The organism is Vibrio splendidus (assembly GCF_024347615.1).
Lineage (GTDB): Bacteria > Pseudomonadota > Gammaproteobacteria > Enterobacterales > Vibrionaceae > Vibrio > Vibrio splendidus.
In genome coordinates this window covers 1,488,693-1,503,937 of the sequence record NZ_AP025509.1, presented here as the reverse complement: position 1 = coordinate 1,503,937, position 15,245 = coordinate 1,488,693, and the positions used below count along the sequence as shown (strand labels likewise).

General features: G+C 46.7%; 10 protein-coding genes. 9 read left to right on the top strand and 1 reads right to left on the bottom strand.

Annotation, left to right across the window (positions count from 1 at the left end; all coding sequences use genetic code 11):
- The first annotated feature begins 48 nt into the window (after positions 1–48).
- The 5 genes from OCU90_RS23820 to OCU90_RS23800 all read left to right on the top strand — a co-directional run bounded on the left by OCU90_RS23820 (position 49) and on the right by OCU90_RS23800 (position 6,481).
- A complete protein-coding gene (locus OCU90_RS23820) occupies positions 49–441 on the top strand; it encodes a RidA family protein (protein ID WP_004732497.1) in 393 nt (130 codons plus the stop codon).
- A 204-nt stretch (positions 442–645) separates the two neighbouring features.
- A complete protein-coding gene (locus OCU90_RS23815) occupies positions 646–2,160 on the top strand; it encodes a sodium:solute symporter family protein (protein WP_004732495.1) in 1,515 nt (504 codons plus the stop codon).
- A 130-nt stretch (positions 2,161–2,290) separates the two neighbouring features.
- Complete coding sequence (locus tag OCU90_RS23810; RefSeq protein ID WP_017082874.1) at positions 2,291–3,259, top strand: sugar kinase; 969 nt, start codon at positions 2,291–2,293, stop codon at positions 3,257–3,259.
- Between the two features lie 18 nt (positions 3,260–3,277).
- Entirely contained in the window at positions 3,278–3,907 is a 630-nt protein-coding gene (locus OCU90_RS23805; protein WP_017082873.1) for a bifunctional 4-hydroxy-2-oxoglutarate aldolase/2-dehydro-3-deoxy-phosphogluconate aldolase, read from the top strand.
- A gap of 108 nt (positions 3,908–4,015) precedes the next feature.
- Positions 4,016–6,481 (top strand): family 20 glycosylhydrolase, encoded by a 2,466-nt coding sequence (locus OCU90_RS23800; RefSeq protein ID WP_061021053.1) that lies wholly within the window; start codon positions 4,016–4,018, stop codon positions 6,479–6,481.
- A 104-nt stretch (positions 6,482–6,585) separates the two neighbouring features.
- Here the strand turns inward: OCU90_RS23800 and OCU90_RS23795 are convergent, their stop codons facing one another.
- A complete protein-coding gene (locus OCU90_RS23795; RefSeq protein WP_004732486.1) occupies positions 6,586–8,649 on the bottom strand; it encodes a sensor histidine kinase in 2,064 nt (687 codons plus the stop codon).
- 208 nt (positions 8,650–8,857) lie between these two features.
- On the opposite strand from OCU90_RS23795, the gene OCU90_RS23790 reads away from it, so the two are divergent.
- From OCU90_RS23790 to lhgO, 4 genes are all read left to right on the top strand, one after another.
- Entirely contained in the window at positions 8,858–10,198 is a 1,341-nt protein-coding gene (locus OCU90_RS23790; RefSeq protein WP_061021051.1) for a sigma-54-dependent transcriptional regulator, read from the top strand.
- A gap of 321 nt (positions 10,199–10,519) precedes the next feature.
- The gene (locus OCU90_RS23785; RefSeq protein ID WP_061021049.1) at positions 10,520–11,533 is read left to right on the top strand and encodes a TAXI family TRAP transporter solute-binding subunit; all 1,014 of its coding nucleotides are present in this window, start codon (positions 10,520–10,522) and stop codon (positions 11,531–11,533) included.
- 225 nt (positions 11,534–11,758) lie between these two features.
- Entirely contained in the window at positions 11,759–13,936 is a 2,178-nt protein-coding gene (locus OCU90_RS23780) for a TRAP transporter permease (RefSeq protein WP_061021047.1), read from the top strand.
- A gap of 26 nt (positions 13,937–13,962) precedes the next feature.
- Positions 13,963–15,180: an L-2-hydroxyglutarate oxidase gene (gene lhgO, locus OCU90_RS23775; protein WP_061021045.1), complete on the top strand. Its 1,218-nt coding sequence runs from the start codon at positions 13,963–13,965 to the stop codon at positions 15,178–15,180.
- The last annotated feature ends 65 nt before the right edge of the window (positions 15,181–15,245 follow it).

Below are 15,245 nucleotides of genomic sequence, written 5' to 3'. Positions count from 1 at the left end.
ATGTTATCTATAAACCCAATATTATCTATAAATAAGTGGAGTTAAAAAATGACTATTAAACGTTACGGTGTTGAAGGCGGTACAGGTACAGGCGGACAACATTTACCATTTGCACGTGCAACTGAAGCAGGTGGTTTCCTATACGTTTCTGGCCAGACACCGATGACAGATGGTGAAGTGGTTGAGGGTGGCATTGTTGACCAGTCTCGCCTAGCGATCCAAAACTGTGTCGATATCATGACTGAAGCGGGCTACGGCCTAGAAGACGTAATGCACGTAAAGGTTGTGCTAACGGATTCTCGTTACTTCCAATCTTTTAATAAGGTATTCAAAGAGTTCTTCGGTGCTAACCCACCGGCTCGAATCTGCATGGTCTGCGACTTAGTTGTAGACGTGAAGGTTGAAGTAGATGTGACTTGCTACCGCGCCGATCGCGGATAGTAATAACCTAATCACAATTACCTACTTAGAGAGTATTAGGGGTTAGTCATCCCTGTTATTATCCTTTAATACTCTCACCCTACATTTATAAAAATTACTTTAATTAAAAAGATAAAATCAATAAAGTAATTATATGAAATATAAAATGAATGAATCATAAATAAAGTTCAGGAATGAACTCAATATTTCACTGAGAGGTGTCAAATGAACAGCACACTTTTTCTTACAGGCTTCGGCGTGTACGTATTATTTTTAATTTGGTTAGGCTGGTTTGTCTCGCGTAATCAAAAATCTGGCGAAGATTTCTTATTAGGTGGCCGTGGCCTACCTATGTTCTTAGTACTTGGCACAACAGTAGCGACGATGGTCGGTACGGGTTCAAGTATGGGGGCGGTTGGCTTCGGCTACGCAAATGGCTGGGCAGGTGCTCTGTACGGCATTGGTGGTGCGATAGGCATCCTATTACTTGCACTTTGGTTTGCTCCGGTTCGTAAATTGAACTTCATGACCATGAGTGAAGAGCTGGCTTACTATGTTGGCGCTAACCGCATCGTGAAAAACGTTGTAGGTGTACTGATCTTTGTCGCTTCAATTGGTTGGTTAGGCGCCCACATTCTAGGTGGCGGCATGTACTTAGCATGGATTGCAGACATCGATCTCAACCTAGCGAAAATCATTATTGCTGCAGCATTCACTATTTACGTGGTGATCGGTGGTTACACCGCGGTTGTGTGGACCGATACCATTCAAGCGATCATTCTTTTTGCTGGCTTCATCTTGATGGCAGTAATGTCAGTCGATTACATCGGCGGCATGGATAACCTTTACGCTGCGATGGACCCTGCTGCTACAAGCTTTTTAGCAATCGATAAACTGGGCCTTCTGCCTGCTGTGTCTCTGGCTGTAGTTATCGGTGTGGGTGTTCTTGCGACGCCTTCATTCCGTCAACGTATCTACTCGGGTAAAGACGTATCAACCGTTCGTCGCTCATTTGTTGCATCGGGTGTGTTGTACCTTTTCTTCTCCATCATCCCTGCAATCATTGGTATGGCAGCACATGCCATTGACCCAACATTGGATAATGCGAACTACTCGTTCCCTTATGTTGCTGCAACGGTTCTTCCGGTTGGCGTTGGCATGATTGTTCTTATCGCGGGTCTTTCTGCAACGATGTCGAGCGCAAGTTCAGATGCGATAGCCGGTGTTTCTATCCTACTTCGTGATGTTTACGTGATGTTCACTGGCCGCGTACCAAACAAAGAGTCAATGGTGAACTATTCTCGCTTGGCACTGATTGTGGTGATTGGTTTTGCACTGTTGTTCGCACTAACGTCAAACGACATCATTGGCTACATCACGAAAATGATTTCAACCGTAATGTCGGGCATGTTTGTGTGCGGTATGTTGGGTCGATTCTGGAAACGTTACAACTGGCAGGGTGCGCTTGCTACGCTAGCGGGTGCATCTGTGGCTTCATTTGTTGTAATGCTAAACGCAGACTACACTGCTTTCTGGGGTAACCCTGTGATTCCTTCTTGTCTAGTGGCTCTAACGGCTGGTGTGCTGGTAAGCCTATGTACTCCGGCTAACCAAGTGACACCTGAAATGGCAAAAGCAATTCTTGATGACGAGCGCGCTCTGATGGAAATGGAATTGTCAGACTCTGGTGTGCTTGAAGAAGAAGCGTCTTCTCAACGTCCTGCTAATCAAACAAGCTAATCTAAAACGCTCCACAGCTAGTTAGTACAACAAATTCAGTACAACAAGTTGTGGAGTGATTTAGCTAGCTCAGGCTCTGCTTCTCGGTAGGGCCTTCTTCCCCATTTATCTCTCTATTTTAGGATCGGCTATGCCTGCATCTTCTAACTTCAATATTGCGTTCTTTGGCGAGTGCATGGTCGAAATCAGCGGCTCTCCATTAACCAAAAAATTCGGCGGTGACACGCTCAATACCGCACTTTACCTTTCACGCTTAACCCAGCATCAAAACCTCTCTGTGCACTATGCGACGGGCCTTGGTAGCGATGAACTGTCTCAAAATATGATTGATAGCTGGCAGTTAGAAGGTATTCAAACCAATTTCGTCGAACGAATCCCAAACAAGCTACCCGGTTTGTACATGGTCGAAACCGACGAGACAGGCGAGCGACATTTTCACTATTGGCGCAACGATGCGGCAGTAAAATCTTACTTTCAAATCGATAACTTAAACAAGCAAGCTGATGACCTGAATAAGCTTGAAATCGCTCTGACAGAGAAGCAAGTCGACGCGGTTTACATTAGCGGTATCAGTATCGCGATCTTGGATGATGCCTCTCGCGAGCGTTTATTCAAAGCCATGAGCGTGTTCTCAAACCAAGGCGGTAAGGTGATTTTTGATAACAACTATCGCCCGCAACTTTGGAGCACTGAGCAAGCTCGACATTGGTACGCCAAGTTACTGCCATTGGTAGACATCGCCTTGATTACCGAAGACGACGACCTGCTTGTATGGGGGAACTCCGAGAGTGTTCAACAACGCTGCCTTCGTTTGGGTTGCCAAGAGATCGTTATCAAACGTGGCTGCGAGCCATGCAAGATTGTTCAAGTTGAACAGGGCAACATTGTTGAGAATTATGTCTCAGCGACTCGTGTTTCTAACGTGGTTGATACCTGCGCTGCGGGCGACTCATTCGCTGCGGGTTATTTAGCCGCGCGCCTTACAGGTGAGATCGGCACCGACGCAGCCGAACTTGGCCACCAACTGGCCTCCATCGTTATTCAATACTCTGGCGCAATCATCCCCGTGAGCGCTATGAGTCAACTGATTAAAAAATAAAATAAAAGCGGAATTATTATGTCTCAAGAAATGATCAACAAACTTAAGCAATTCAAAGTTATCCCTGTTATCCAAATCAACAAGGTTGAACACGCGATTCCACTGGCAAAAGTGTTGGTAGAAAACGGCCTGCCAGTTGCTGAAGTAACATTCCGTACTGAAGCGGCAGCAGACGCGATTCGTGCGATGCGCGATGCGTACCCAGAGATGTGTATCGGTGCTGGCACAGTATTAACGCCAGCGCAGATCGACCTTGCGAAAGAGTCGGGCAGCGAATTCATCGTAGCTCCGGGCCTGAATCCAAACACCGTAAAACGTTGCCAAGAAATCGGCATGCCGATCGTTCCGGGCGTAAACAACCCAAGCCAAGTAGAGCAAGCGCTAGAGCTTGGCCTTAACTTCTTGAAGTTCTTCCCTGCAGAAGCGTCTGGTGGCATCAACATGGTGAAGTCTCTGCTAGCGCCATACGTTGATGTGTCTTTAATGCCAACAGGCGGTATCGGTAAACACAACGTCAATGACTACTTAGCAGTGGATCGCGTGGTGTGCTGTGGTGGTACTTGGATGGTTTCTCCAAAGATGATCGAGAACGAACAGTGGGACGAGATCGCGGAGTTAGTTCGAGAAGCGGTCGCTCTTGTGAACTAACGAGAAGCGTTTGGAATAAAGATAAACAACAGCAGTGGTTGATGGTTCTGTTTTGTGAATTGCCTCCGATAAACAAAACAGAACGCCCGTTATATAGGAAAACTAATAATGAAAAAAACTATATTATCCCTATTGATTTCAGGTTCAGTAGTGTCCCCAATGGCGTTAGCAATGGCTCCAAATACCGATCTAAATTTAATGCCGTACCCACAAACGGTCGAGCTGCAAGCTGGGCAAGTGAAGGTCGACGGTAACTTCAAGGTTTACATCAAAGGCTTTAATTCTGATCGCGTTGAGTACACGGCGAAACGTTTTATTGATCGCCTTGAGCGTCAGACGGGTGTACCGATTCTAAATTGGCAGGTGGATAGTGCAGACCAAGCGAACCTGATCATTGATATCGACGCGGCGCCAAAGTCTGAAGTACAGAACATCGACTCTGTAGAGTCCTACAAAATTACCACTCAGGGTGAACAAATCACGCTGAGTTCTCCAAGCCCATACGGCACTATTCACGGCATCGAAACCCTTTTACAGCTCGTTGAAACCACGGCGACTGGCTACCATATCGCTGCCGTAACCATTGTCGATGAGCCTCGCTTCCGCTGGCGTGGTGTTTCTTACGATACTTCACGTCACTTCATTGAATTCGATGTGCTGATTCGTCAGTTAGATGCGATGGCGTCGGCGAAGATGAATGTGTTCCATTGGCACTTCTGGGACGACCAAGGCATTCGTATTCAAACCGAATCATGGCCACGTCTGTGGTCTGAAACCGCTGATGGTAATTACTACACCAAAGACCAAGTTCGCTACTTAGTTGAATATGCCCGTAACCTTGGTATTCGTGTGATTCCAGAGGTGTCTCTTCCGGGTCACTCTTCTGCGGTTGCTCACGCTTACCCACGCTTGATGTCTGGCGGTGAAGGGCAAAACTACGAGCAAGAAAGAGGGTGGGGTGTGTTTGAACCGCTCATGGATCCACTGAACCCAGAAGTCTATGAGATGCTTGGTGATGTGTTTGATGAAGTGACCGAGCTGTTCCCTGATGAGTACTTCCACATTGGTGGCGATGAGCCGAATTATGCACAGTGGAAAAACAGTGAAAAGCACCAACAGTTCATTGAAGAAAACAATATCGATGGCGAGCGTGGTCTGCAGTCTTACCTCAATGTAAAAGTTGAGAAGATGCTCGAAGAGCGCGGTAAGAAGATGACCGGTTGGGATGAGATTTGGCATAAAGACCTACCGACTTCAATCGTGATTCAAAGCTGGCAAGGGCACGACAGCATTGGTCGCGCGGCGAAAGAGGGCTACCCAGGTATTCTTTCTACGGGTTATTACCTAGACCAGCCTCAGCCGACTAGCTACCACTATCGCAATGACCCAATGCCAACTGGCATCACAGTTGACGATAAGCTGCACAGTGGCGAAAAGTTTGTCACTTATCAATGGCAGAAGCCTCGTTCAAAAGGTGGCCCGCGTAAGGGAACACTGACTATCATTGAAGCTAAAGACGGCACTTTCCGTGCATTCAGTGATTACAACGGTAAGTCTCGTGAAGAGATCTTCATCCTTGATTACGTGCCGGGCAAAACCTTTGTCGGCCACTTCGATAACTTCATGTCGTACACCGAATTCAACCTAAACCTAAATCCAAAGGGTTTTGCAGAAGGCAGTTACCAACTGGTGGGTAACGTGCGTTGGCCAACCACAGGTAAAGTGATTGCGAGCAGCGATGTTGAAGGCAGTGTGATTCCAGAACCGAATGGCGGTTACCCAGCAGAATTAACCGACAAAGAAAAAGAACTTATCCTAGGTGGCGAAATCACTATGTGGCTAGAAAATAAAGACAGCCACACCGTTGAAAACTATCTATGGCCACGCAGCTATGCGATTGCAGAGCGTTTTTGGTCTGATGCTGAATTGACTGACGAGCGCAGCATGTACAAGCGTATGAAAGCGATGGATATATGGTCTGAAGTGTCGGTTGGCCTACGTCATCATGCGGATGCGGACATGCTGTTAAAACGTATTGCGAAAGGACAAGATATCCACGACCTACGCGTGCTTGCTAAATACACTGAGCCAGCACAGTACTACGCGCGTAACTGGGAGAAGTGGAACTCTACTGAACCTAAGGGCACTTTATACAGCCAATATGAGCGCTTAAACCGCTTTGTTGATGCACTACCAGTCGAAAGCTACGCCGTGTATGAGATGCAAGATTTGGTCAACGAAGTTGCGACGGGTAATCAACAAGCGCTTGAGCAACTCGCTCAGCATTATCAACAAGCAAAAGCGGCTGCACTCGCTGCTGAGACTGTCTTCGCAGGTAATGTGTCTTCGGTAGAGACTGTGGTTGTCGCAGAGAAAACCGCGGAAGTCGCAGACTTGGCGTTAACCTTGATTGCTAAAGCACAAGCGGGTGAAAAAGTTCGAGCATCAGATGCAAACGCCTATCAAGCGATACTGTCTGATTCAGCGAAGATCTACGACGAATCGATCATCGCGATTGTTCGCCCGACAGAGCTCTTGTTGAAGCAGTGGCGGAGTAAGCCGTTAACGGATTAGCGAATAAGTCACACGCCAATAAGTGAATCAAAACCGCCCTCTGTGGGCGGTTTTTTAGTTTTAGCTTCTCAATAGAGTGTGTTTTCTAAACTCTATGTAAGCGATTACTCACTATCATTACTCTGTAGTGTTAACGTGAATGTCATACCTTGGTCTGGGTTGTTCTTGGCTATCAAGGTACCTTGCATATCCCGTACATTGTTTGCTGTGATGGCCAAGCCGAGACCCAAACCTTCGCCCATTTTTTTGTTGGTATGGAAGGGTTCAAAAATGGTTTCGAGTTGGTCTTCTGACACGCCACAGCCATTATCTTGCACCTTGATGATCACACGTTGTTGATCGGTATGTGCGCTGATAACAATGGTCGCGGGTGTTTGATTTTGAGTCGCATCTACGGCGTTTCTGATTAGGTTGCCAAGCACTTGGCGAAGTCGTGCTTCTTCTCCCATCACCATCGAAATATTAGAGGCGACACGCACGCGAATATCGACGTTGTCTAATTCGGCTTGGTGAATTCGTAGGGTTTCTTGCAGTGCCTCGGTGAGTGAAACTGGATAGGGCTTCTCAAGCCTTTTAAAGGCGAAGGACTTCAATTGACTGGTCATGTTGGCCATTCTGTCGATGAGGCTCATGACTAAGTCCATGTTCGCTTTCAACATCTTGGTCTCGCCTCTTTCCATCAGCAATTGATTACTTGAAAGCAGGGTTTTTAGACCAGTAAGCGGTTGATTGAGCTCATGAGTGATCGCACTCGACATACGCCCTAATGCGGCAAGTTTACTTGATTCCACCAGTTCTTGCTGCGCGTCTTTGAGATCTTGTGTTCGCTCTTCTACCCGAAGTTGCAGTGTTTTATTGGCGTTTTGTACCGCAATTTCCGCTTTCTTACGCTTGCTGATGTCGATCACTGTACATAGGTAATAAGGCGTTGCATGCCAAGGGAACGAGCTAATAGAGAACAAAACAGGGAAGTAACTGCCATCACTGCGCCTTGCCATGGTTTCGACGCTGGTTATCTCGGCCAGTTCCTGGTGCTGTTCTAAGTTCTTAAGAAGCTGCAAGGTAGTCGAATTAGGGTTACCTGCTTCAAATAGCTGCCACGCCTTGATATTGCTGATCATTGAATCAGATAGAGAAAAGTAGTTCTTCGCCATCAGGTTGATGTCGTGGATGCGACCGTGTTCATCGATCAGTATTAACCCAACATGGGTTTTATTGATCATTCCAGACAGTCGTTTTTCTGACTCTTCGATGAGCTTTTGGATTCGTAGATTACTGAGCTTTTTCTGACGTCTTTGATAAAGAATAACCAGCAACAGCAGAATGAAAAGACAGCCAACCGCCACACTCCAGCTGATCCAGCTAGTGGTTTGGTTGAGGCTGGTTAATGGTGTTAGATAGGTTAAACGCCAATTGAGGTCATCTAACTTTATGGATTGGATAAGGTAGTCTTTATCCTGGAGTCGCCACACGCGAATATGGGTTTGGTCGTACAGCTCGCGTTTTGTTGTGCTTGGTTGTGAGTTGAAGGTGTCGTTGAACCAGTCTGCGCTCAGTCGTTTATCACTCGACAGAAAAAACTGATCGCGAGGGTTCTGGAACAGGACCGCTTCACCATCAGCAAACCATTGATCGGTTAACAATGACAAATCGATTTGCACCGCGACAATACCGACCACATCGGAGGCTCGATAAACGGGCGCGGCAATAAAGTAATCGGGTGTCACGCCTTTATTTTTGGTCACTACCGAAATCGCACCGCCTTGCTGGTGGATCTTAGAGACAATCGTGCTGGCGTTCTTTTTGCTCAGTTTGCTTCTTTCAACACTCGATACCAACAAATCACCTTCGCCAGAAAGCAGATACCAACCTTTGGTATTAGCGGCTTTATCCAATTGAATCAGCTGTTTCTTAATGCGTTTTTCTAGGCGGGCTTCACCATCAATGAAACGAACACTGGTTTCATCGTTCGTCACTAGGTAGGGCAGATAATAGAAGCGTTTCAGGGTTCGCCTTGCTTCAGCAATGTATCCGAGGAAGCGCTGTTCTGCATAGCGTTGGGCTTGTTCGAGCTTCCATTGGCTTATGCCACTTTTGGTGGTTACCTGAACCAAGCCAATTAATAAACAGGCACATAGGAACAACCAATATCGATTGTTATTCATCATTGCTGATCAAATCCTTTTAAAACTAGTGACTTGAGAAGGTTTTATGTTTGCTTTTTAAGCGAATGGAGAGTGAGACAAGTTGAAGCTAACAAACATTATAAAACTGTTAAAGGAGTGTTATTCAAAGTGGGAGCTAGCTCCTTTTCGTCTGCGGATTTTTTACATACCGTGGGCGATATTATTCTGATGTAAGTGGCGGAACCAAACTATGCAGCGTATAGCTTTGATTGAAGATGATGCAATTGTGCGTCAAGCAACCAGCCAGTGGTTACAATTAGCGGGCTTCGATGTCACCGCATTTGAGGTTGGGCAAGATGCGTTAAACGCGGTAGAGCAGGGTGACTTCCAAACCATCATTAGTGATGTGCGTTTACCAGATATTGATGGTGTTAAACTGCTAGGGCGCTTTAAACATCTTGTGCCAGACGTGCCTGTCATCTTGATCACGGGTCATGGTGATGTCGATATGGCGGTGAAAGCGTTACAGCAAGGCGCGTATGATTTCATTGAAAAGCCATTCGACCCAGAACGTTTGTCTCAAACGGTATCGGAAGCGGTCGACAAACATCAAAGTGGCCAAGACAGAAACAGTCGTCAGAACTATCTGGATAACCTGAAAGGCATTGAGCAGGTGCTGATTGGGCGCAGTAAAGTGATGTGTGAATTGCGAGAGCAAATACAAAAAGTCGCCTCGATTGATACTAATGTGATCATTTATGGTGAAACCGGCTGCGGTAAAGAGCTGGTCGCTTCTTGTTTGCACGAGTTTAGCTTGCGTAAAACCCATCCGTTTGTACCGCTAAACTGTGGCGCGATTCCAGAAAATCTCTTTGAAAGCGAACTGTTTGGACACGAAGCAGGTGCGTTTACTGGTGCCGCCAAGCGACGTATTGGTAAGCTTGAATTTGCCGACAAAGGCACGGTGTTTCTCGATGAAATAGAGAGCATGCCACTGTCGATGCAGGTCAAAGTGCTGCGTACCTTGCAAGATAATGTCGTCGAACGCGTAGGGGGTAATCAGCAACAACATGTTGATCTACGAGTGGTCTCTGCCTCGAAAAGCGATCTACTGAATCACCCCGATTTTCGCCAAGACCTTTTCTATCGCTTGAACGTTGCCCAACTGCATTTACCTCCCCTTAATGAACGAGAAGACGATGCTTTGATCCTTTTTGAACACTTCACTCAAGAAGCGAACAATGAAACCCGAGTTGCCAGTGAGGCCGATCGTTATGCGTTGTTGTCGTATGCATGGCCGGGCAATGTGCGTGAACTGCGCAATGTCGCGATTCGTTTCGCACTGGATGAAAGCCTGACTGTTGGCGATATCTTGGCGTGTCGCCCCAACTCTGTCACAGAGTCCACAACGGCAGGCATCCCGTTGGCGGTTCAAGTGCAGAGCTTTGAGCGGAAAGTGATTCATGATGCGCTAGTGCGTTATCAGGGGCGCATCAATGATGTTATGCAAGATTTGGATTTACCTCGTCGAACATTAAACCAAAAGATGGTGCGTTATGCGTTGAACCGAAGCGATTATGTCGATTCGTAATTGATGATGAGATTAGAAGTGTTGTCTGGAATCAATGAGCAAAAAATGGCTCATTAGATATTTATCATTTTATAAACATTGATCACGCAAATGTAACACAGTGTGACTTGGCTACCTTTAAACCGATGTTATTCGCGGTTTGGGATAAGCAAAAAATAGCTCATTGATTCGTAGTCAAATAAGCAAGAAATGGCTTACTTTAGGTGGATTTTGAAATAAATATCAATAAAAACAGTCATTTAAAAATTGGCATTGTGCTTGCTATCTAGCAATTGTTGTTAACAAAAATATAACGTGAATAACTCTACATGGAGAGTAATAATGAAATACAACAAGCTAGTTAAAACTTTAGCAATCGCAATGGCCTCTATTGGCCTTATCAGTAACGCCTCAGCTCAAGAAGACCGCAGCTACATTTTAGCGACGGCCTCAACGGGTGGGACTTACTATCCGGTAGGTGTTGCTCTAGCGACATTGAGTAAAGTTAAGCTTGCGCCAAAGCAGCACTTTTCTTTGGCGGCTATCAGCTCTGCAGGATCGGGCGAGAACGTGAAACTTCTCAATGAGAACGAAGCACAGTTTGCCATTCTGCAAGGTTTGTATGGCGCGTGGGCGTGGCAAGGGCTTGGTCCATATGAGAAGTCAGGCAGTCAAAAACAACTGCGTTCAGTCTCTATGCTATGGCAAAACGTTGAACACTTTATTGTGCGCTCTGATCTGACAGAAACGGGCACCATGAGTGATTTAGAAAATCTAAACGGCAAAAAATTCTCTATCGGTAAGAAGAACTCAGGTACAGAGAATTCAGGACGCCAGATCATGCAAGGCCTGTCGGTTGACCCAGAACAATTTAAACTCGCCTTTATGGGTTACGGCGGCAGTGCCAGCGCACTACAAAATGGCACTATCGATGGCATGAATACGCCCGCTGGCGTGCCTGTTGGTGCGGTAACTCAAGCCTTTGCAGCCTTGGGTGAAGACATTCAAATCCTGTCGTTTACTGATGCGCAGATCAAACAAGCGAACGGCGATTACAATATCTGGACTAAATATGAGATCCCTGCAAACACTTATCCAGGTGTTGATAAGCCGATCACCACTATCGCTCAACCCAACTTCCTAGCGGTTCGTGAAGACATTTCTGAAGAAGACGTGTATCAGCTGACCAAAGCTATCTATGAAAACCTACCTTTCCTACAAGGTATCCACAAAGCAACCAAAGCAATGGCTCTCGAGAAAGGGATCGCAGGTCTGCCTGTTCCACTTCACCCGGGCGCTGCACGTTACTACCAAGAAGTGGGCATCGATGTTCCTTCTGAGTTGATCGTTAACTAGCTTATCTGTTGTCAGGTGACTATTGGTTCGTGAGCTAATGATTTGTCGCTAACTAATTATTGGTTCGTGAACTAACTATTGGTCTGTGAACTAACTGTTTGTTGCCATCAACTAACCCCTTCGTGACTTAATTGCTTGGTGCACGTTCGCTCAAGAATGTGTTCGTGCACCTCCTCACTTTATGGATTTTCTCTTCGTGTTTGCTGCGGAGAGCAGGAGTTTTCTATGAGCGATTCGCTGCAGCAGGAACTGAAAAAATTTGAACTGCCGACCCGAACGGATTTTCCGTGGGTAGGCAAAGCGATAACGACAATGGGAGTGATCCTCTCGTTGTTACACATTTGGTTTAACACCTTATCAACTTTGCCAGAGCTTTGGATCTCGGCGACCCACTTTGCTGGCTTTGCGATCATTTGTGCGCTTTGGTATCCCGCTCATATTTCGCTGAAAAAGAGCAAGATAGCGCTGGCGGTCGATATTGGGATCGCCTTGGCAGCGCTGGCTTGTCTTATCTACATTCCCTTTGCGGAAGATGCTTTGTATGAGCGAGGCGTGAAGTTTATCGCCAGTGATTGGTTCTTCTCTATCTTGGCGATTGCCATCGTTATTGAGCTGATTCGCCGCACCATGGGCTGGTTTATTCCGGTGCTTATCTTGGTGTGTTTGAGCTATGTGGTGCTGTGGGGGCAATGGACTAGCGGCATCTTCCACTTCCCGGGTCTAAGCCTTGAAACACTGCTTTATCGAAGCTTTTACTCATCAGAAGGGATGTTCGGTTCTATCTCAAGAATCAGCTGGACCTTCGTGTTCATGTTCATCCTATTTGGCGCATTCTTAGTGCGTTCGGGTGTCGGTGATTACATCATTGATGTGTCTCGCGCAGCGGCTGGCAAAGTTATTGGTGGCCCGGGCTTCATCGCGGTAATTGGCTCAGGCTTGATGGGCTCGGTGTCCGGTTCGAGCGTAGCAAACACCGTATCGACGGGCGTGATCAGTATTCCTTTGATGCAAAAGGCCGGCTTCCCTTCGCGTTTCGCGGCCGGTGTTGAAGCGGCCGCATCGACGGGCGGGCAGTTGATGCCACCAGTGATGGGTGCAGGTGCGTTTATCATGGCGTCTTACACGCAGATCCCTTATGTCGACATCATTGCAGTATCCTTCTTACCTGCGCTTATCTACTTTTTGTCGGTGGCCTTTTTTGTGCGTATTGAAGCAAAACGCAGTGGCGTGCAAAAAGTCACTTCTGGCTGTGAACCTCTATTGAAGGTCTTGCTGTCGGGCTGGCATAACTTGATCCCATTAGCGGTGTTGGTGACTTTGTTGGTGAAGGGCTTCACACCGACTTACGCAGCGGGTATCTCGATTCTGTCTGTCGTCGTGGCTTCATGGTTCTCTAAAAATCACAAAATGGGTCCAAAGGCGATCATCGAAGCGCTTTCTCAAGGCGCGAAAAACATGGCGACCACGGCGGTGTTGTTGGTGGGCATTGGCCTCGTTATCAACGTGATCAGCACGACGGGTATTGGTAACACCTTCTCATTGATGATCAACAGCTGGGCGAACGGTGATTTGTTGGTGATGATAGCCTTAATCGCACTGGCATCTTTGATTCTGGGTATGGGCTTACCGGTAACCGCGGCTTACATCGTGTTGGGTACTCTGTCGGCTCCTGCCTTATACAAACTGATTGCTGAAAGCCAGTTGCTAGACTTGTTGGTTTCGGGTCAGTTACCTGAACAGGCGAAAGCTATCTTCATGTTGGCGGCGCCAGAAAAATTAGATTTACTGAATGCGCCAATGGCACTCGAAACCGCCAAAGAGATGATTGCGTTAGTCCCTGCTGATTTTGTCGAAACTCTGCTTGAGCAAAGCTTGGGCTTAGAAGCGATCAGCCTTGCACTGCTTTCTGCACACTTGATCATTTTCTGGCTATCGCAAGACAGCAACGTAACCCCGCCAGTTTGCTTAACCGCATTTGCTGCCGCGACCATTGCTAAAACGCCACCAATGAGAACCGGTTTAATGGCATGGAAGATCGCAAAAGGCTTGTACTTAGTGCCATTGTTGATTGCCTACACCAACTTAGTAAGTTGGGATGTGACCTCCGTTTTGGTCACGGGTGGTTTTGCTATTATTGGTACTTACGCGTTTGTTGCTGCGATTGAAGGCTATCTAGAAAATAAAATTAATCTGCTGACTCGTGCTGTGTTAATCGTGCTGGGTGTGGCATTAGTTTGGCCTGATATTTCAGTCGTGATTCGCCTAGTGTGCGTTGCACTTTTCGTTGGTCTCTTTATTCACACGGCTCGTCAATACGATGCTAATCAAGTGAAGAAGGAATCGGAAGATGAGCAAGAATCTTTGCCTCAAACCGAACCTGACACTGTCGCGTCTTCCCTATAATTAAAAGGATTGAATGTAGGAATATTATGAACTCAACATACGACTATATTATCGTTGGTGGTGGCATTGTTGGTGTGTCGACGGCATGGCAATTACAGCAAGCTCACCCTGATAAAAGTATCCTTTTAGTCGAAAAGGAGCGTGGCTTCGCGCAGCACCAAACGGGCCATAACAGTGGTGTGATTCACGCTGGCGTTTACTACGCTCCGGGCAGTTTAAAGGCGGATTTTTGTAAGCGTGGCGTAGAGCGCACCATCGCCTTTTGCAGTCAGCACGATATCCCTGTCGAAAACTGTGGCAAGCTGTTGGTCGCGACCAATGAGCAGGAAGTGGAGCGCATGAACAAGCTCTATCAACGTTGTCATGATAACGACATTGATGTCGACCTCTTAGATCAAGCGCAGCTGAAACTTGCCGAGCCGAACATTACGGGCTTGGGCGCGATTTATGTCAAAACCACCAGTATCGTCGACTACAAAAAAGTCACCGAAGTGATGGCCCAAGAGTTTGTTGAAGCGGGTGGCAAACTTAGCCTTGGTACTGAGGTGATTATGGCAGATGAGCAAGAAGATGAGGTGCAGTTAACGTGCAAAGTAGATGGTCAAACTCTACAACTGAACAGCCGATTCTTGATCACTTGCTCTGGTTTGATGGCCGACAGAATGACCAGCATGCTTGGCATTGAAACCGACTTCCAAATCGTCCCATATCGCGGTGAATATTATCAGTTGGATGCTAAACACAACCAAGTGGTGAATCATCTTATCTATCCTATCCCTGACCCAGAACTGCCTTTCTTGGGCGTGCATTTAACACGCATGATTGATGGCTCCGTAACAGTAGGGCCAAATGCAGTTCAAGGCTGGAAGCGAGAAGGTTATGGCAAGCTTAACTTTAGTTTCAAAGACACTTGGCAGATGCTGAGCTTTGCGGGCTTTTGGAAAGTGACTGCGAATAATCTAAAAACCGGTTTGGTCGAGTTTAAAAACTCGTGGTGGAAGCCGGGCTATCTAAAGTTGGTTAATAAGTACTGCCCAAGCATTACGGTGTCAGATTTCAAACCTTACCCAGCAGGCATTCGTGCCCAAGCGGTACTCAAAGATGGCACCTTGGTGCATGATTTTCTGTTTGCCGAAAGCCCAAGAAGCTTGCATGTATGTAACGCGCCATCGCCAGCAGCGACTTCGGCAATGCCGATTGGTGAGTATATTTGTGGCAAGGTGATGCGTAAAACCGCCAGTTAATAGCGCTAGATTAGCGAATCTCAGTAATAAAAAAGACCATCATAATGATGGTCTTTTTGTATTTA